This is a genomic window from Streptomyces sp. NPDC059851, from assembly GCF_042732005.1.
GTDB lineage: Bacteria > Actinomycetota > Actinomycetes > Streptomycetales > Streptomycetaceae > Streptomyces.
In genome coordinates, this window is the sequence record NZ_JBHWJJ010000005.1 from 52,433 (window position 1) to 70,015 (window position 17,583).

Below are 17,583 nucleotides of genomic sequence, written 5' to 3' on the forward strand. Positions count from 1 at the left end.
CATGACGGCAGTGCGGGACAACACGGTCGACGGGTTGGTGCGCGACAGTGCGCGGCGGTTCCCCGGGCGGGAGGCCGTCCGGTACCGCGACCGGGCCTGGACGTACGCCGAGCTCGATGCCGCGGTCTCCACCGGGGCCGCGGTCCTGCGCGAGCGGTACGGGCTGGGCGCCGGCGACCGGGTCGTGACCTTCGGCCACAACTCCGACGCCTATCTGCTCGCCTTCCTCGCCTGTGCCCGGGCCGGTCTCACGCACGTCCCGGTCAACCAGAACCTCACCGGTGGGGACCTCGCGTACATCCTGGACGACTGTGCGGGCGCGCTCGTCCTCGCCGACCCGGACCTGGCCCAGCGGATCCCCGACGGGTACCCGGTGCGGCCGCTGCGCGACACGCCGGGCTCCTTCCTCGCGGAGCTCGTCGAGCCGCTGCCCTTCGAGCCGGTCGCCGACCCGGGCGCCGTGGTGCAGCTGCTCTACACCTCCGGCACCACCGCCCTGCCCAAGGGCGCGATGATGACCCACCGGGCCCTGGTCCACGAGTACGAGAGCGCCGTCGAGGCGCTGGACCTGAACCCGGAGGACCTGCCGGCGCATGCGCTGCCGCTGTACCACTCGGCGCAGATGCACGTCTTCCTGCTGCCCTACCTCGCGGTGGGCGCCCGGAACACGATCCTGGACGCGCCCGTCGCCGACGAGCTGTTCGGGCTGGTGGAGGCGGGCCGGGCGGACAGCTTCTTCGCACCGCCCACGGTGTGGATCGCCTTCGCCAACCACCCGGAGTTCGAGCGGCGCGAGCTGGGCGCGCTGCGCAAGGCGTACTACGGGGCGTCCGTCATGCCGGTGCCGGTCCTGGAACGGCTGCGGGCGCGGCTGCCCCGGCTCGGGTTCTACAACTGCTTCGGGCAGAGCGAGATCGGGCCGCTGGCCACCGTGCTCGGGCCCGCGGAGCACGAGGGGCGGCTGGAGTCCTGCGGGCGGCCGGTCCGGCACGTCGAGGCGAAGGTCGTCGACGAGGACGGCGCGGACGTGCCCGACGGGACTGCGGGCGAGGTGGTGTACCGCTCGCCGCAGCTCTGCCTCGGCTACTGGAACGACCCGGAGGCCACGCAGAAGGCCTTCCGGGACGGGTGGTTCCGCTCCGGTGACCTGGCGGTGCGCGATGCGCAGGGCTACTTCACGGTCGTCGACCGGGTCAAGGACGTCATCAACTCGGGCGGGGTGCTGGTCGCCTCCCGGCAGGTCGAGGACGTGCTCTACACGCACCCGGCGGTCGCCGAGGCGGCGGTCGTGGGGTTGCCCGACGCGCGGTGGATCGAGGCGGTGACGGCCGTGGTGGTGCCGCGCGGGGAGGTGGCGGAGGCGGAGCTGCTGGCCTACGCGCGGGAGCGGCTGGCCCATTTCAAGGCGCCGAAACGGGTGCTGTTCGTCGACGCCCTGCCGCGCAACGCCAGCGGCAAGATCCTCAAGCGCGAGCTCCGCGACCGGTTCGGCCGGGCCGGGCGCTGACACGGGGCGCCGCGGGCCCTTCCCCGGGGCGATGAGCGATCTTCGTATCGAACGCGTGCACGGCGGCAGTGCGGACCGGCTGGGGACTGGCGGCTGGTCCAGGCGACCTCGTCATCCCCACCGATCCGCTGTCGCCGGACGACGTGCGCGAGCGGGCCGGGCGCCACCTCCCGGACGTCGCCCACCACGGGGACGCCCTCCTCGGCTGCTCGACCGTCCGTCCGCCGGCCGGGGACGGAGCGGTGACGGTCCTCGCGGAGGCCCGACGGCTCGGCGCGGAGGTCATCGAGACGGTGGTCCTGGAGTCGAACGGGAACGGGCCGCGGTTCGCGCTGGCACGGGGGTTCGTCGAAGTGGAGTGCTACCTGCTCCCCGGCGACAGCGTGCCGTACGTCGACCTGCGGCTCACGTGAGCAGGCGGCCCGGACGGAGTCGTTCACTCGGGGAACAGGCCCGAGTGCTGGAGCCGGCGCAGGGTCAGGTGCTCGTGGACCAGGCGGCCCACGAGCGCACCCCCGTAGACGACGAAACCGACGCCGACGAGCCAGGACTGGACGACCAGCAGGGTGCCGAACGGCCCGTACGTCACGGCGTTGGAGGCGATCAACGGCGAGAACACCAGCTGGGAGAAGATCCGCAGGCCGAGCAGGCCCAGGCCGGTCGTCACCGCCCCGGGCAGCAGGGCCCGCCAGCGGACCCGTCCCCCGAGCAGCAGGCGCTGGGACCCCCAGAAGAACACGCAGGTGCCGATGACGTCCGCGGTGCCGACGAGGAGGTTGCCCAGCGTGTCGTCCGACGGGGCGGGGACCCCCACGAGCAGGGCCAGGTAGCACACCAGTAGGGCGAGCCAGACGACGTGGCGCCACATGGTGTGCCACCGGGCGGTGGGCAGGTCCCAGACCTTCTCGTACCCGGTCTGCACGGCCGAGCCGAAGGTGAGGCCGAATACGGCCAACGCCGCGAGGCCGAAGGCGGTCGTCCGCTCCAACGCCAGGTCGGCCGATGCGAACAGCACCTCGATCCGGGCCCGGGACGACGCCGTGACCCCGAGCGCCTGGCCGAGCCAGCGGCCGAAGTTCGAACCGCTGCCGGGCGCGGCGGCCGCCACCACGACCAGCAGGGGCACCAAGGTCAGGAAGCCCAGGGCGGCGAACCCCATGGCCCGGTGCATCAGCTCCATCTCGCGCCCCCGGCTCCAGGCGAGCCCGGCCGAGGAGGCCAGGATCCGGTCGTGGAGGTGTCGGAGCTTCGAGGTCACGCCTCATGCACTACCCGCACGGTCCCGACGCTTCTCGGAGGCCGGCACGAAGTGCGGCCGATCGGGCGTGTCAGCCGCCCGGGCGCGTGTCCCCCCGCTCCCCGGCGCCGCGCAGGTCGACCATGCGCTTGAGCTTCCCCACGGAGCGCTCCAGGGTCTCCGGGTCGACGACCTCGACCGCGACGGTGACCCCGATGCCCTCCTTGACCGCCCGCACCACGGCCGCCGCCGCGGACGCGCGCAGGCCGGCGTCCGCATCCGGGCGCGCCTCGACCCGCACCGTCAACGCGTCCATCCGGCCCTCGCGGGTCAGCCGCAACTGGAAGTGCGGGGCGAGGCCGGGCGTCCCGAGGACGATCTCCTCGATCTGGGTCGGGTACAGGTTCACCCCGCGCAGGATGAGCATGTCGTCGCAGCGCCCGGTGACCTTCTCCATCCGCCGGAACGCGGGCCGGGCGGTCCCCGGCAGCAGCCGTGTCAGGTCCCGGGTCCGGTAGCGGACCACGGGCATCGCCTCCTTCGTGAGGGAGGTGAAGACCAGCTCCCCGGGCTCGCCGTCCGGCAGCACCTCGCCGGTCAGTGGGTCCACCACCTCCGGGTAGAAGTGGTCCTCCCACACGTGCAGGCCGTCCTTGTGCGTCGCGAACTCCTGGGCCACACCGGGCCCGATCACCTCGGACAGGCCGTAGATGTCCACCGCATCGATGTCGAGCCGCTCCTCGATCTCCCGGCGCATCCCCTCCGTCCACGGCTCCGCACCGAAGATCCCGGTCCGCAGGGACGTGCTGCGCGGGTCGACGCCCTGCCGCTCCATCTCGTCGAGCAGCGTCAGCATGTACGAGGGCGTCACCATGATGACCTCCGGTCGGAAGTCCTGGATCAGCCGCACCTGGCGGTCCGTCATGCCCCCGGAGGCGGGCACGACCGTACAACCCAGCCGCTCCGCCCCGTAGTGCGCGCCCAGGCCCCCGGTGAACAGGCCGTACCCGTACGCGATGTGCACGACCTGGCCCGGCCGTCCGCCCGCCGCCCGGATCGAGCGGGCGACGACCGAGGCCCAGGTGTCCAGGTCCCCCTCCGTGTAGCCCACGACGGTGGGGCGGCCGGTGGTGCCGCTGGAGGCGTGGAGACGGCGTACCTCCGAGCGGGGTACGGCGAACATCCCGAAGGGGTACTGGTCGCGCAGATCCGTCTTGGTGGTGAAGGGGAAGCGGGCGAGATCGGCGAGGGAACGACAGTCGTCCGGATGCACCCCGGCCTTGTCGAAGGCCTGCCGGTAGAAGGGCACCCGCTCGTAGGCGCGGGCCAGGGTCTCCCGCAGCCGGGCCAGTTGCAGGGCGGCCAACTCGTCGCGACCCAGCCGCTCGCCCGCGTCCTGGACGTCCTCGTACTGCGTCATGAGCCCTCACCCCGTCGTGAGCCGAACAGCCGACCGATCATTCGGTACATTGCCCGACCCGGGGGGTCGAAATCAATGACTCGAACGAGTGGTCGTACGGGAGGGGCGCCCACGGGGCGACGACACCGCGGTCGCGGCCTCGAACGGCTCCTCCTCGGGCGGCGGCGACGTGGAGGAGGCCCGGCCCCGGCCTCCGCCGGCCCCGGCGTCTTCGCCGGCCGAGGTGGCGGCGTGCTTTCCGACGGGGCGCTGGACGTCACCCGGCCGGCCGGTCCCGGTGGGCGGCCGCGTCGGCCTCCGCCGCCACCGACTTCGCCCACCGGTAGTCCGCCTTCCCGCTCGGCGACCGCTGGACCGCCGGGGCGACGACCAGCTGGCGCGGGATCTTGTAGCCTGCCAGCCTGGTCCGGCAGTGGCGCTGGATCTCGTCCAGCGTCGGCTCCGGCGCGCCCGCGCGCAGCTGGACCACCGCCGCGACGTGGCTGCCCCACTGCGCGTCCGGCACCCCGGCGACCAGGGCGTCGTACACGTCCGGGTGGGCCTTGAGCGCCTGTTCGACCTCCTCCGGGTACACCTTCTCGCCGCCCGTGTTGATGCACTGCGAGCCGCGCCCCAGGACGGTGACGATGCCCTCCTCGTCCACGGTGGCCATGTCCCCGAGGAGGACCCACCGCTCGCCGCCCTTCCGGAAGAAGGTCTCGGCGGTCTTCACCGGGTCGTTGTAGTAGCCGAGCGGTACGTGGCCGCGCTGCGCCAGCCGCCCGGGCACGCCCGGCGGCACCGGCTCGTGCGTCGCGGGGTCCACCACCTGGGTACGGTCGTTGACGACGAGCCGGAAGCCCTTCTCCGGGCCCGCGTCGTCGGCGGCCCGGCCGTTGGACCCGGACTCCGAGGAGCCGAAGTTGTTCAGCAGCAGCACGTTCGGGACGAGTCGGAGGAACTCGGCGCGGACCGAGTCCGACATGATCGCCCCGGACGAGGACACGCTGAACAGCGAGGACAGGTCGGTCCCCCGGAGCGGGCCCTTCAACGCGTCGATGAGCGGTCGCAGCATCGCGTCGCCCACCAGGGACACGCTCGACACCTTCTCCTTCTCGATCGTCCGCAGCACTTCCTCGGGGACGTACTTGCGGTGGATGACCACCCGCTGCCCGTAGTTGAAGGCGATGAACGAGGTCAGCGTCGACGTGCCGTGCATCAGTGGCGGAGCGGGGAAGAAGGTGAGCCCGGCGCCGCGCGCCGCGACCCGCTCCGCCAGCTCCTCCGGCCGCCCCACCGGCTCGCCCGACGGCTCCCCGCCGAACAGGCCCGCGAAGAACAGGTCCTCCGCCCGCCACATGACGCCCTTGGGCATGCCGGTGGTGCCGCCCGTGTAGATGACGAACAGGTCGTCGGGGGACCGGGGCGCGAAGCTCCGGGCCGGCGATCCGGCAGCCTCGGCGTCCGCGAACGCGACGGGGGTGACCACCGGCTCCGGCGCGCCGCCGGGCGCCTCCCCGACCCGGATCAGGTGGCGCAGCTTCGGGGTGCGGGGCAGGGCGGCGGCCACCCGGGCCGTGAACTCGCCCTCGAAGACGAGCGCGGCCAGGTCGGCGTCGTTGTAGAGGTAGACCAGTTCCTCCTCCACGTACCGGTAGTTGACGTTCACCGGTACCAGGCGGGCCTTCAGGCAGGCCAGCACCGTCTGGAGGTACTCGACCCCGTTGTAGAGGTGCAGGCCCACGTGCTCGCCGGCCTTCAACCCGCTGTCCTGGAGGTGGTGGGCGATGCGGTTGGCCGCCGCGTCCAGCTGCGCGTACGTGAGGCGGCGCTCGGCACCGGTCCCCGGGTGGTCCACGTACACCAGTGCCTCGCGGTCGGGGACCACGTCCACGACCGATTCGAACAGGTCGGCAAGGTTGTACTCCACCGCTCCTCCTCACCTCCGGAACTGCGTCGGCGGACGACCGGCCGGCCCGCCCGGCGGTCATTAGAGCGCCGCCCACACCAACTGGGAAGGGTGCAGGACAATAAAACTGACTGAGTGTCAGAAAACCCTTGAACTGCTCCCCACGCTCCTGCAACCTGTTCTAGGTCTTGAGAGGGAGGACGGCAATGAGCGGTACCGAACACCTCACCGTCGAACGGCACGGCGCCACGCTCGTGCTCACCATGAACCGACCCGAGGCGAAGAACGCGCTCTCGCTCCCCCTGCTCGTCGGCCTCCACGACGGCTGGCTGGAGGCCGACGCCGACGACACCGTCCGCTCCATCGTCCTGACCGGCGCCGGAGGGGACTTCTGCGCCGGGATGGACCTCAAAGCGCTCGCCGGACAGGGCATGACCGGGGACCGGTACCGCGACCGCCTCAAGGCCGACCCAGACCTGCACTGGAAGGCGATGCTGCGCCACCACCGCCCGCGCAAGCCCGTCATCGCCGCCGTCGAAGGGTACTGCGTGGCCGGCGGCACCGAGATCCTGCAGGGCACCGACATCCGGGTCGCGGGCGCCGGCGCCACCTTCGGCCTCTTCGAGGTCCGGCGGGGCCTGTTCCCGATCGGCGGCTCGACCGTACGGCTGCAGCGCCAGATCCCCCGCACCCACGCCCTGGAAATGCTGCTGACCGGCCGCCCGTACTCCGCCGAGGAGGCCGCGCGGATCGGGCTCGTCGGCCACGTCGTCCCCGCGGGGACGGCCCTGGACAGGGCCCTGCAGATCGCCGAGCAGATCAACGCCTGCGGACCCCTCGCCGTCGAGGCCGTCAAGGCCTCGGTGTACGAGACCGCCGAACTGGACGAGACCGCGGGACTGGCCTCCGAGCTGGCCCGTGGACGACCGGTCTTCGACACGGCCGACGCCAAGGAGGGCGCCCGGGCCTTCGCCGAGAAGCGCACCCCGGTCTACCGCCGCGCCTAGGCCGTCGCGGCCGGGCCGCCGTGGTCGCCCTGCTCGTCCACCAGCGGCCGTGCCGCCGCACCCCCCGCCCGAACCGGAGAACCGGGAGAGCCGCCATGACCGCCGCGTCCCCACCAGAGGTGCTGCGCGCGCCCCTCGTCGTCGAGTTCCCCTTCACCCGGTCCCTCGGACCCGTGCAGAGCGCCTTCCTCACCGGGCTGCGCGAGCGCACCGTCCTCGGAGTGAAGACCTCCGACGGCCGGGTGATGGTCCCGCCCGTCGAGTACGACCCCACCACCGCCGAGGAACTGCGCGAGCTCGTCGAAGTCGCCCCCACGGGCACCGTCACCACCTTCGCCTGGAACGACCGCCCCCGCCCGAACCAGCCCCTCGGCACCCCCTTCGCCTGGGTGCTGGTCCGCCTCGACGGCGCCGACACCGCCCTGCTGCACGCCCTCGACGCACCCGGCCCGGACGCCGTCCGCACCGGCATGCGGGTCCGCGTCCGCTGGGCCGCCGCACGCACCGGAGCCATCACCGACATCGCCTGCTTCGAGCCCTGCCAACCCGCGGACGACCCCGACCCCGGACCCGACCCTGACCCCCGGACCGGCGCCGTGACCGCCGCCCCGCACGACGGGGTCTTCGCCGAGCCCGTCACCGGCATCGTCGCCCCCGCCCGCCTCGACTACACCTACAGCCCCGGCCGCGCCCAGACCGCCTACCTGGGCGCCCTCGCCGAGCACCGCACCGTCGGCGAACGCTGCCCCTCCTGCCGCAAGGTGTACGTCCCGCCCCGCGGCGCCTGCCCCACCTGCGGGATCGCCACCACCGACCGCGTCGAGGTCGGCCCGCGCGGCACGGTCACCACCTTCTGCATCGTCAACATCAAAGCCAAGAACCTCGACATCGAGGTGCCGTACGTCTACGCGCACATCGCCCTCGACGGCGCCGACCTCGCCCTGCACGGCCGGATCGGCGGCATCCCCTACGACCAGGTCCGCATGGGCCTGCGCGTCGAGCCCGTGTGGACCGGAGGCGGCCGTTACCCCGACCACTACCGCCCCACCGGCGAGCCGGACGCGGACTACGGGGCCTACAAGGAGCTGCTTTGAAACCTCCCCTCCTCAAAGGAGGGGATTCCCAGCACCCGTCACTGACAACGAATGAGAGTGCAGGTCAGAGCAGATGCGCAACGGACTCCGCCACTTCACGACCCCGCCCCGAGGCCCCGTTCCTCCCCGGCCCGAAGGCCTGGGCTCCCTGGGAGGAGTCCGGTGACCGACGGGACCCGATACGCGCGCGAGGTCGCCGTCGTCGCCTTCGCGCAGAGCGACCACCGGCGCCGCACCGACGAGCTGAGCGAAGTCGAGATGGTCATGCCGGTCCTGCACGAGGTGCTCCGGCAGACCGGACTGCGCACCGGCGACATCGGGTTCACCTGCTCCGGATCCTCCGACTACCTAGCCGGCCGGGCCTTCTCGTTCACCATGGCCCTCGACGGCGTCGGCGCCTGGCCGCCGGTCTCCGAGTCCCACGTCGAGATGGACGGCGCCTGGGCCCTCTACGAGGCCTGGGTCACGATCCAGACCGGCGCGGCCGACACCGCGCTCGTCTACGCGTACGGCAAGTCCTCCCCGGGCCCGGTGCGCGACGTCCTGACCCGGCAGCTCGACCCCTACTACCTGGCCCCGCTGTGGCCCGACCCGGTGGCCCTGGCCGCCCTCCAGGCCCAGGCGCTGATCGACGCGGGCGAGACCGACGAACCCGCCCTCGCCGCCATCGGCGCCCGTAGCCGGGCCGCTGCCGCGGCCAATCCACACGCACAGCTGCGGGGACCCGTACCGCAGGGCGACTACCAGGTGCGGCCCCTGCGCACGGGCGACTGCCCGCCCATCGGCGACGGCGCGGCCGCGGTCGTGCTGGCCGCCGGCGACACCGCACGGCGGTTGTGCGCCCGCCCGGCCTGGATCACCGGCATCGACCACCGCATCGAGGCCCACGGCCCGGGCCTGCGCGAGCTCACCGAGTCCCCGTCCACCCGGACCGCGGCCCGGCACGCCGGCTTCTTCGACCACCCCGTGGACACCGCCGAACTGCACGCCCCCTTCTCCTCCCAGGAGGTCGTGCTGCGCAAGGCCCTCGGCATCGGCGACGACGGCACCGTCGCCGTCAACCCCTCGGGCGGCGCCCTCGCCGCCAACCCGCTCATGGCCGCCGGCCTGATCCGGATCGGCGAGGCCGCCGCCCGGATCCACCGGGGGGAGTCGCACCGGGCCGTCGCCCACGCCACTTCCGGCCCCTGCCTCCAGCAGAACCTGGTCGCCGTCCTGGAAGGGGACCGCACATGAGCAAGGAGCCCGTGGCCGTCGTCGGCATCGGCCAGACCAAGCACGTCGCCGCCCGCCGCGACGTGTCCCTCGCCGGCCTCGTCCGCGAGGCCGCGGTCCGCGCCCTCGCCGACGCCGAACTGGGCTGGGCGGACGTCGACGCCGTCGTCATCGGCAAGGCACCCGACTTCTTCGAGGGCGTGATGATGCCGGAGTTGTACCTCGCGGACGCCCTCGGCGCCACCGGCAAGCCCATGCTGCGCGTGCACACCGCCGGCTCGGTCGGCGGGTCCACCGCCCTGGTCGCCGCCAACCTGGTCGCCGCCCGCGTCCACCGCACCGTGCTCACCCTCGCCTTCGAGAAGCAGTCCGAATCCAACGCCATGTGGGGCCTGTCGCTGCCCGTCCCCTTCCAGCAACCGCTGCTGGCGGGCGCGGGCGGGTTCTTCGCCCCGCACGTCCGCGCGTACGTGCGGCGCACCGGCGCACCCGACACCGTCGGTTCGCTCGTCGCCTACAAGGACCGCCGCAACGCGCTGAAGAACCCGTACGCACACCTCCACGAGCACGACATCACCCTGGAGAAGGTCCGGGCGTCGCCCATGCTGTGGGACCCGATCCGGTACTCCGAGACCTGCCCGTCCTCGGACGGCGCCTGCGCCATGGTCCTCACCGACCGGGCGGGCGCGGCCCGTTCGCCGCAGCCGCCCGCCTGGCTGCACGGCGGCGCGATGCGCAGCGAGCCGACCCTCTTCGCCGGGAAGGACTTCGTGTCGCCGCAGGCGGGCAAGGACTGTGCGGCCGACGTGTACCGGCAGGCCGGCATCACCGATCCGCGCCGCGAGATCGACGCGGTGGAGATGTACGTGCCGTTCTCCTGGTACGAGCCCATGTGGCTGGAGAACCTGGGCTTCGCCCAGGAGGGCGAGGGCTGGAAGCTCACCGAGGCAGGGGTGACCGAACTCGACGGGGACCTCCCGGTGAACCCCTCCGGAGGCGTCCTGTCCACCAACCCGATCGGCGCCTCCGGCATGATCCGTTTCGCCGAGGCGGCCCTCCAGGTCCGCGGCCGGGCCGGGGAGCACCAGGTCCCAGGGGCCCGGCGGGCGCTGGGACACGCGTACGGCGGTGGGGCGCAGTTCTTCGCGATGTGGCTCGTGGGGTCCGCGGCCCCGGATTCGTGATCGTTCGCCGACCGGACCCGGGGCGGAACGCGCGCCGCGACGTACCGGGCGCATGTGACGCACGGTGGTCTGTGCGACACGCGCCGCGCTGGCTACCCTGGCCCCGGACGACGTACCGGGAGGAGCACGCACGTGGCAGACACCATCACTTCGCAGCCGTCCTCCGGCTGGGGCAAGCCCGACCTGGACCTCAGCCAGGCGGACTGGCAGTCCAGCAGCCGGGGAGCGGGCGACGTCCAGATCGCCTTCGTCGAGGGGTTCATCGCGATGCGCAACAGCGAGCGCCCCGAGAGCCCGTCGCTGATCTTCGCGCCGGACGAATGGCGCAGGTTCGTCCTGGGTGCCCGGGGCGGCGAATTCGACCTGACCTGACCTGGCGCCCGCCCCGCAATCCGCCGACGCCGCCGGACCGCGCAGCCGCAGCGCCGGCGGCTTCGGCGTACCGGGCGGCATGGGGGTGTGCGTTCGTCCCCGGGGGCACACCCGCGCACGGCCGCCTACGCTCCTGGCGGAACCCGGGACGCACGCCCGTCCGGAGGGCAGTGTCACCGCATGGACCACACCGAATGCCTGTCCCACTTCCGCAGCGAGACCCTGGCCTTCGAGAAGGCGATCGGACGTGCCGTCGCCGAAGCAGGCGAAGGTCCCCTGCCACTCGTGCCGTCCTGCCCCGGCTGGTCCCCCTCCGACCTCCTCGGTCATCTGGGCGCCGTCCACCGCTTCGTCGGCCGCATCCTGCGCGACCGCCTCGCCGAAGCCCCCGACCCCACCGACCCCTCCCTCTTCGACCTCCCCGAGGACCCGGCCGCCCGGGCCGCCTGGCCGCTCCCGGAGCAGGCGCCGAACCGCGGGCCGCTACCGCAGGAGGTGACGGACTGGTTCGGTCAGGGCGCGCGTCGGCTGGCCCACCTGTTCCACGAGCTGGGACCCGAGGTGCCCGTGTGGACCTGGTCCGCCGACCGCAGTCAGCACACCAGCGGCTTCTGGCTCCGCATGCAGACCATCGAGCTCGCCATCCACCGCTGGGACGCGGAGGGCGCCGCCGGCACCCCCGGCCCCGTCGACCCGGACGTGGCCGCCGACGCCGTCCCGCAGACCTTCGAGGTCATGGCCCCCTTCCGGCGGGCCGTCGGCGCCGCCCCGCCCGGCGTGGGGGAGCGCTACCGGTTCCGCCGTACGGACGGCCCCGGGTCCTGGACGGTGACGTTCTCCGGGGACCTCGTCCGCGTGGAGCGCGGCACCACCGGCACGGCCCCCGTCCAGGCCGCCGGAACCGCCTCCGACCTGATGCTCTTCCTCTGGCAGCGGATCCCGGCGGACGATTTGGAGGTCACCGGCGACAAGGAGCTCCTCGCGCGCTGGTTCACCCTCGTCCCGCCGCTGTGAGGGCCCGCCACTGCCGGCCCCGGGATCCGGAAACCGCGGCCGGACACGTACCATGGCGGCATGTCCTTCCTCCGCCGCAACCGCGCCGCCACACCCGCCGGCCCGGACTTCGACGTCCTGGCCATGGACCCGGGGGACTGGCCGGGCAATCTCGGGGCCGGGCTGCTGCCCGCGCCCGACGGCAGCTGCCAGGGCGTCTTTCTCCGCTACGACCTGTTCGGCGGACGCGGCCCCGCAATGATCATCGGCAACCTTCCGGAGGGGTCCCCGGCCCGGGACCTCGCCGAAGGCCAGGTCCCCTTCGAGGTGGCCCAGCTCCTCGACGCCCTCGAGAACGACGAGGACGTCCACGTCACCGGAACCGAGGACTGCCCCGTGATGCAGGGCGACAACCTCCTCATCGTCCGGAAGGTCAAGCTCTCCGAGAGCCGGATCAGCTGCGTGCAGTTCGACCGCAGCGACAACGTGCTGGTCACCATCGCCAGCTGGGACCGGCCGATCAGCGACGACCTGTACGCCCTGCTCAAGCCGCTCCCCGCCGAGCTCTTCCAGCAGGGCTGACGGCAGGGCCGGTACGGCGCAGGACCGGAAGGCGCCGCGGACCCGCGGCGCGCCGGCGGTGCCGGTCCCGTCGGCCCACCCCGACCCGCTACGCGTCCGCGATGTCGTTCGCCGCGATGTAGCCGAACGTCATCGCGGGGCCGATCGTCGATCCCGCGCCCGCGTAGCTGTGCCCCATCACCGCCGCGCTCGCATTGCCCGCCGCCCACAGGCCCCGGATCACGGAGCCGTCCGGCCGCAGCGCCCGGGCCCGTGCGTCCGTGACGATGCCGCCCTTCGTCCCGAGGTCGCCCGGGACGATCCGGAAGGCGTAGAAGGGCGGCGCCCACACCGGCGCCAGGCACGAGTTCGGGAACACGGCCGGGTCCGTGTAGTAGTGGTCGTACGCCGTGTCCCCGCGGTGGAAGTCGCTGTCGGAGCCGTTCCACGCCTGCGCGTTGAACCGGTTCAGCGTCGCCCGCAGCGCCCCCGCCGGCACCCCGATCTGCCCGGCGAGCCCGTCCCACGTCCAGGCCTTCCGGACCGCGCCCGCCCCGTACCAGGAGTCGGGGAAGGGAAGCGTCGGCAGGACGTCCTTGAACAAGTACCTCGTGCGGTAATTCTGATCCACGATCAGCCAGGCGGGGATGTGCGAGCCGGGCGCGCCCCGGTCCTTCTCGTACATCACGTGCACCACATCGCTGTACGGGGCCGCCTCGTTGACGAACCGGGTGCCCGCCGCGTTCACGATCAGCCCGCCCGGCAGGGTGCGCTCCGCGAGGCAGAAGTACGGCTCCCCCGGCAGCGGGATCGACGGCCCCCACCAGGCGTCCTCCATCAGTGCCAGGGCCGCGCCGGCCCGCTCGCCGGCCCGGATGCCGTCGCCGGTGTTCTCCTTGGCGCCCACCGACCACTGCGTGCCGATCGGCTGCTGCTGGTACTGCGCCCGCATCTGCGCGTTGTGCTCGAACCCGCCCGAGCCGATCACCACCCCCTTGCGGGCGCGCACCACGCCCCGTACGCCCTCCTTCTCGACCACGACACCCGTGACCGCCCCGCCCTCCTGCACCAGGTCGACCAGCGGGCTGCCCAGCCAGACCGGGACCCCCGCCCGCAGCAGGCCCGCCCGCAGCCCGGCTGCCAGGGCCTGGCCCATGGTCAGCGGCTTCTCCCCGCGCAGCGCCGCCGCCGTACCACGGGCCAGGCATTCGGCGGACACTGCCGTCCCCCTGGCGTTGACCGCGGCGAGGGTCAGCCACTTGTAGTCCTGGCTGAACACCACCATCCCGGCCGGGACCGGCATGTACGCCGGGTTCAGCCGGGCGAGTTCGGCGCCCAAGACGTTGCCGTCGAGCTGGTCGGGCTCGATGGAGCGCCCGTTCGCCAGCCCGCCCGGCAGGTTCGGGTAGTAGTCGCTGTACCCGTCCATGTACCGGAAGCGCAGCGGGCTGTTGGCCATCACGAAGTCCAGCATCCGCGGCCCCTGCGCGAGGAACGCCGCCTGCCGGTCCGCCGGCACCTCCGGCCCCACCACCGCGGCCAGGTACGCCGCCGCCTTCTGCGGGGTGTCGGGCACGCCGGCGCGCAGGATCACCGAGTTGTTCGGCAGCCAGATCCCGGCCCCTGACCGGGCCGCCGAGCCGCCGAAGGTGCGGGCCTTCTCGACCACGAGCACGCTCAGGCCCTGCCGGGCGGCCGTGAGCGCCGCGGTCATCCCGGCGGCTCCCGAGCCGACCACCACGACGTCGTACTCGCCGAGCGGCACCCCCTGGTCCGAGCCCTCGGCCCGTGCCGCGGTGGCCGGCAGCACGGCGGCCGCGACCCCGGCCCCGGCCCCGGCGAGGACCGACCGGCGGGAGGGCCGGGTCCGGGAACCCGGTACGGGGGAGGACGAGGCGCTCGCAGTCATGGGCAGGCTCCAGCGGGGGAAGGGACACGGGGCACGCGATCTGATGCAGTATCAGAAAGCTGTGCGCGGCAGCCCGGGAAGTCAAGCCGTGCGCGAGCCCGGACGCACGAAATCCCGTGGTACGCACACGGGACGTGTGCGCCACGGGATTTTCGTACGGAGTGCGGGACCGCCCGGGGTCAGCGGGTCCCGACCGCCGCGCGTACCGCCCTGCGGGCCATGCCGCAGTCGTCGTGCAGACGGCGCAGCAGCAGCCGCTGCTCCTCGCCGGAGGACAGGGCACCCGCCGGCAGTGGCTGGGCCGGCGTGACCGCCGCCATCGACCGCTGGACCACCGTCTCGGACATCCGGATCTCCCGGGTGAGCACCAGCATCAGGTTCACCAGGAACGCGTCCCGCGCCGCCGGTCCGGCCGCCTGCGCGAGCCGGCTGATCTGGCTGCGCGCCGCCGGGGCGTCGCCCAGGACGGTCCACAGCGTGGCCAGGTCGTACCCGGGCAGGTACCAGCCCGCGTGCTCCCAGTCGAGCAGCACCGGCCCGGCCGGGGACAGCAGCAGGTTCGACAGGAGCGCGTCACCGTGGTTGAACTGCCGCTGCACTCCCGCCAGTTTGAGGCCGTGCAGCAGCTTCTGCAGGTCACCCAGGTCCCGGTCGGTCAACAGCCCCAGCTCGTGGTACCGGGCGATCCGCTGCGGATAGTTCAGCGGGTCCTCGAACAACTCCGTCGGCGGCCGCCACTGGTTCACCCGGCACACCGCTCCCAGCGCAGCCCGTACGTCGGCCCGCGGCGGGGCCTCCACGGGGTGCCGCTGCAATGCCGCGACCCGGCCCGCCATCCGTTCGACCACCAGCGTGCAGTTCTCGGGGTCCGCAGCGATCAGCCGCGGCACCCGGACCGGCGGGCGGTGTCGGACGAACGCCCGGTACGCCGCTATTTCGTGCCGGTACCGCTCACGCCATTCCGGTGAGTGGTCCAGTAAAACCTTCGCCACGGCCGTCGCCCGACCCGTCGTCCCGACCAGCAGGACCGACCGGCCGCTGCGCCGCAGCACCTGCACCGGCGCGAACTCCGGGCAGATCCGCTGCACCGAGGCGAGCGCGGTGCGCAGCTGTGCACCCTGCGGCCCGGACAAGTCGATTCTTCCGCTGAGCGGCTGCGCCAAGGCCCCCGGCGTGCGCCGTGCCCGCAGGGCGCCCGGCACCGGTGCCGCGGGACGGCCGGGATCGATGTAGGGGCCGCCGCCCGCCTGCAGCGTGCGGTGGGGCCGTACCGGGGCGGACACGGAGGACGTTGCTGCGTACATGGCTTGCGGTTCCCTTCGTGCGCCGACGAGTTGCGTACGCCGCCCCGCCCATCCCGTACTTCACCCTGGGGAGTTCCGCCGGTGACCGGGTCGGGGAGGCGCATTCCTACCTGACACCCGACGACGGGTGGCGGACCACGAAGCGAGCCCTGGCGAAGCCTGGCGAATAGTCGTGGGGCACCTGACGGAGGGCTAGTGTCAAATCAGCCGAGAACCTGGGGGCTTGACGTGAGCAAAGGACCGAACACCCGACTGAGCGACCTGTTCGGCCTGGCCGGCTGGTCGAAGGGTGAGCTGGCGAGGATGGTCAACCGGCAGGCGGCGGCCATGGGCCACCACCAGTTGGCCACCGACACCTCGCGGGTACGGCGCTGGATCGACATGGGGGAGACCCCCCGCGAACCGGTACCCACCGTACTGGCGGCCCTGTTCACCGAGCGGCTCGGTCGTGTCGTGACCATCGAGGACCTCGGGTTCGTACGGCAGCGGCGCACCTCCAAACGGCAGGCGGACGGGGCGCAGGAGAACCCCGAAGGCATGCCCTGGGCGCCCGAACGCACAGCCGCGGTCCTCACCGAATTCACGGGAATGGACCTCATGCTCAACCGTCGCGGTCTGATGGGCGCGGGAGTGGCGCTCACCGCCGGCTCCGCCCTCACCAACGCCATGTACGAATGGCTGCACACCGACGTGCGCGCCGTCAAGGACCCACAGCGCCTCAGCGATTCCTTCCAAGCCGATCCGATCGCCTTCGACCGCTACGAGGCCGCCCCCATCGGCTCCGAGGAGATCGAAGCCCTGGAACGCTCCGTGGAGGTCTTCCGCGCCTGGGACGCCGCCAGAGGCGGAGGCCTGCAGCGCAAGGCGGTCGTCGGCCAGTTGAACGAGGTCGGGGGCATGCTGGCTTACCACCACCCGGACCACCTCCAGCGGCGGCTGTGGGGGGTGGCGGCCAACCTGGCGGTCCTGGCGGGTTGGATGTCCCACGACGTCGGCCTCGAACCCACCGCGCAGAAGTACTTCGTCATCGCCGCGCACGCGGCCCGCGAGGGCGGCGACCGGCCGCGCGCCGGGGAGGCGCTGTCCCGCGCCGCCCGGCAGATGGTCCACCTGGGCCGGCCCAACGAGGCCCTGGACCTGATGAAGCTGGCCAAGTCCGGCTCCGGCGAGCAGACCCTGCCGCGCACCCGCGCCATGCTGCACACCATCGAGGCGTGGGCGCAGGCCGCGCTGGGCAAGGGCCAGGCCATGCGCCGTACGCTCGGCGAGGCCGAGGACCTCTTCGTGTCGGACAAGGGTGACGTGCCCCCGCCCTCGTGGATGCAGCACTTCGACGAGGCCGACCTGCACGGCATGCAGGCCCTCGCCTACCGCACCCTCGCCGACCACGACCCCTCCGCGGCCCCGATCGCCCAGCGGCACGCCCGGGATGCGCTGCGGCTGCGGGCCAGCGGACACCAGCGTTCGCAGATCTTCGACTACATCTCGATGGCCTCCGCCTGCTTCATCGCCGACGACCCGGAACAGGCCGACCGCTATGCCCGGCTGGCCCTGGTCTCCATGAACGAGACCTCTTCGCACCGGACGTGGGACCGGCTGCGCGAGATGTACCGGCTCACCGCCCAGTACGCGGGGTACGGGCGGATCGAGGACCTGCGGGCCGAGATCAAGCTCGCACTGCCCAACAGCCCGGCGCAGCAGACCGCCTAGCCCCGTGAGGCGACCCACCGCATCCGCACCCGCATCCCCGTCCGCGCCGACGGCATTACCGGCATCCGCGTCTTCATCCGCGCACGCGCACCGGCGCGCGCACGCGTACGCGTCCGTATCCGCGTCCGCTGCGGCTTTCCCGGGCCCGTCCGCCGGCGCAGGCCCGCGAAGACGGGAAAGGC

General features: G+C 72.9%; 15 protein-coding genes. 10 read left to right on the top strand and 5 right to left on the bottom strand.

Features of this window, described 5'->3' with window-relative positions:
* Position 1 precedes the first annotated feature (1 nt).
* Together ACFV7Q_RS02545 and ACFV7Q_RS02550 are read left to right on the top strand one after the other, a co-directional pair.
* Positions 2–1,507 (top strand): fatty acyl-CoA synthetase, encoded by a 1,506-nt coding sequence (locus ACFV7Q_RS02545; protein ID WP_385422764.1) that lies wholly within the window; start codon positions 2–4, stop codon positions 1,505–1,507.
* Between the two features lie 68 nt (positions 1,508–1,575).
* Positions 1,576–1,920: a GNAT family N-acetyltransferase gene (locus tag ACFV7Q_RS02550; RefSeq protein ID WP_385422766.1), complete on the top strand. Its 345-nt coding sequence runs from the start codon at positions 1,576–1,578 to the stop codon at positions 1,918–1,920.
* Between the two features lie 23 nt (positions 1,921–1,943).
* Here ACFV7Q_RS02550 and ACFV7Q_RS02555 read toward each other — a convergent pair whose 3' ends face one another.
* The 3 genes from ACFV7Q_RS02555 to ACFV7Q_RS02565 all read right to left on the bottom strand — a co-directional run bounded on the left by ACFV7Q_RS02555 (position 1,944) and on the right by ACFV7Q_RS02565 (position 6,073).
* Positions 1,944–2,765 carry a YhjD/YihY/BrkB family envelope integrity protein gene (locus ACFV7Q_RS02555; protein WP_385422767.1) on the bottom strand — a complete coding sequence of 274 codons (822 nt, stop codon included), beginning with the start codon at positions 2,763–2,765 and terminating at the stop codon, positions 1,944–1,946.
* 70 nt (positions 2,766–2,835) lie between these two features.
* Entirely contained in the window at positions 2,836–4,164 is a 1,329-nt protein-coding gene (gene paaK / locus ACFV7Q_RS02560; protein ID WP_385422769.1) for a phenylacetate--CoA ligase PaaK, read from the bottom strand.
* 256 nt (positions 4,165–4,420) lie between these two features.
* Complete coding sequence (locus ACFV7Q_RS02565) at positions 4,421–6,073, bottom strand: acyl-CoA synthetase (RefSeq protein WP_385422771.1); 1,653 nt, start codon at positions 6,071–6,073, stop codon at positions 4,421–4,423.
* Positions 6,074–6,258: 185 nt separating this feature from the next.
* Between ACFV7Q_RS02565 and ACFV7Q_RS02570 the strand changes: the two genes are divergently transcribed.
* The 7 genes from ACFV7Q_RS02570 to ACFV7Q_RS02600 all read left to right on the top strand — a co-directional run bounded on the left by ACFV7Q_RS02570 (position 6,259) and on the right by ACFV7Q_RS02600 (position 12,499).
* Complete coding sequence (locus tag ACFV7Q_RS02570; RefSeq protein ID WP_385422773.1) at positions 6,259–7,059, top strand: crotonase/enoyl-CoA hydratase family protein; 801 nt, start codon at positions 6,259–6,261, stop codon at positions 7,057–7,059.
* 95 nt (positions 7,060–7,154) lie between these two features.
* Complete coding sequence (locus tag ACFV7Q_RS02575) at positions 7,155–8,153, top strand: Zn-ribbon domain-containing OB-fold protein (RefSeq protein ID WP_385422775.1); 999 nt, start codon at positions 7,155–7,157, stop codon at positions 8,151–8,153.
* 162 nt (positions 8,154–8,315) lie between these two features.
* Entirely contained in the window at positions 8,316–9,389 is a 1,074-nt protein-coding gene (locus ACFV7Q_RS02580; RefSeq protein WP_385422776.1) for a thiolase domain-containing protein, read from the top strand.
* Positions 9,386–10,552, top strand: a complete 1,167-nt coding sequence (locus tag ACFV7Q_RS02585; protein ID WP_385422778.1) for a thiolase domain-containing protein — start codon at positions 9,386–9,388, stop codon at positions 10,550–10,552. Before ACFV7Q_RS02580 ends, ACFV7Q_RS02585 begins: the two co-directional genes overlap by 4 nt.
* A 132-nt stretch (positions 10,553–10,684) precedes the next feature.
* Positions 10,685–10,924 (top strand): DUF397 domain-containing protein, encoded by a 240-nt coding sequence (locus tag ACFV7Q_RS02590; protein ID WP_385422780.1) that lies wholly within the window; start codon positions 10,685–10,687, stop codon positions 10,922–10,924.
* Positions 10,925–11,104: 180 nt separating this feature from the next.
* Positions 11,105–11,938 carry a maleylpyruvate isomerase family mycothiol-dependent enzyme gene (locus ACFV7Q_RS02595; RefSeq protein WP_385422782.1) on the top strand — a complete coding sequence of 278 codons (834 nt, stop codon included), beginning with the start codon at positions 11,105–11,107 and terminating at the stop codon, positions 11,936–11,938.
* Positions 11,939–11,998: 60 nt separating this feature from the next.
* Complete coding sequence (locus tag ACFV7Q_RS02600) at positions 11,999–12,499, top strand: hypothetical protein (protein ID WP_361090295.1); 501 nt, start codon at positions 11,999–12,001, stop codon at positions 12,497–12,499.
* Between the two features lie 88 nt (positions 12,500–12,587).
* On the opposite strand, the gene kstD is transcribed toward ACFV7Q_RS02600, so the two are convergent.
* Together kstD and ACFV7Q_RS02610 are read right to left on the bottom strand one after the other, a co-directional pair.
* On the bottom strand, positions 12,588–14,387 hold the full coding sequence (gene kstD, locus ACFV7Q_RS02605; protein ID WP_385422784.1) for a 3-oxosteroid 1-dehydrogenase: 1,800 nt from the start codon (positions 14,385–14,387) through the stop codon (positions 12,588–12,590).
* A 179-nt stretch (positions 14,388–14,566) separates the two neighbouring features.
* Positions 14,567–15,691: an aminoglycoside phosphotransferase family protein gene (locus tag ACFV7Q_RS02610; protein WP_385422786.1), complete on the bottom strand. Its 1,125-nt coding sequence runs from the start codon at positions 15,689–15,691 to the stop codon at positions 14,567–14,569.
* 228 nt (positions 15,692–15,919) lie between these two features.
* Here ACFV7Q_RS02610 and ACFV7Q_RS02615 point away from each other — a divergent pair, with 228 nt between their 5' ends.
* Positions 15,920–17,401: a hypothetical protein gene (locus ACFV7Q_RS02615; protein ID WP_385422788.1), complete on the top strand. Its 1,482-nt coding sequence runs from the start codon at positions 15,920–15,922 to the stop codon at positions 17,399–17,401.
* Positions 17,402–17,583 lie beyond the last annotated feature (182 nt).

Bases quoted from the DNA above. Each gene is read 5' to 3' on its own strand.
- ACFV7Q_RS02545 (WP_385422764.1), top strand. From the start codon at position 2: ATGACGGCAGTGCGGGACAACACGGTCGACGGGTTGGTGCGCGACAGT.
- ACFV7Q_RS02595 (WP_385422782.1), top strand. From the start codon at position 11,105: ATGGACCACACCGAATGCCTGTCCCACTTCCGCAGCGAGACCCTGGCC.
- kstD (WP_385422784.1), bottom strand. From the start codon at position 14,387: ATGACTGCGAGCGCCTCGTCCTCCCCCGTACCGGGTTCCCGGACCCGG.
- ACFV7Q_RS02600 (WP_361090295.1), top strand. From the start codon at position 11,999: ATGTCCTTCCTCCGCCGCAACCGCGCCGCCACACCCGCCGGCCCGGAC.
- paaK (WP_385422769.1), bottom strand. From the start codon at position 4,164: ATGACGCAGTACGAGGACGTCCAGGACGCGGGCGAGCGGCTGGGTCGC.
- ACFV7Q_RS02570 (WP_385422773.1), top strand. From the start codon at position 6,259: ATGAGCGGTACCGAACACCTCACCGTCGAACGGCACGGCGCCACGCTC.
- ACFV7Q_RS02575 (WP_385422775.1), top strand. From the start codon at position 7,155: ATGACCGCCGCGTCCCCACCAGAGGTGCTGCGCGCGCCCCTCGTCGTC.
- ACFV7Q_RS02585 (WP_385422778.1), top strand. From the start codon at position 9,386: ATGAGCAAGGAGCCCGTGGCCGTCGTCGGCATCGGCCAGACCAAGCAC.
- ACFV7Q_RS02610 (WP_385422786.1), bottom strand. From the start codon at position 15,691: ATGTACGCAGCAACGTCCTCCGTGTCCGCCCCGGTACGGCCCCACCGC.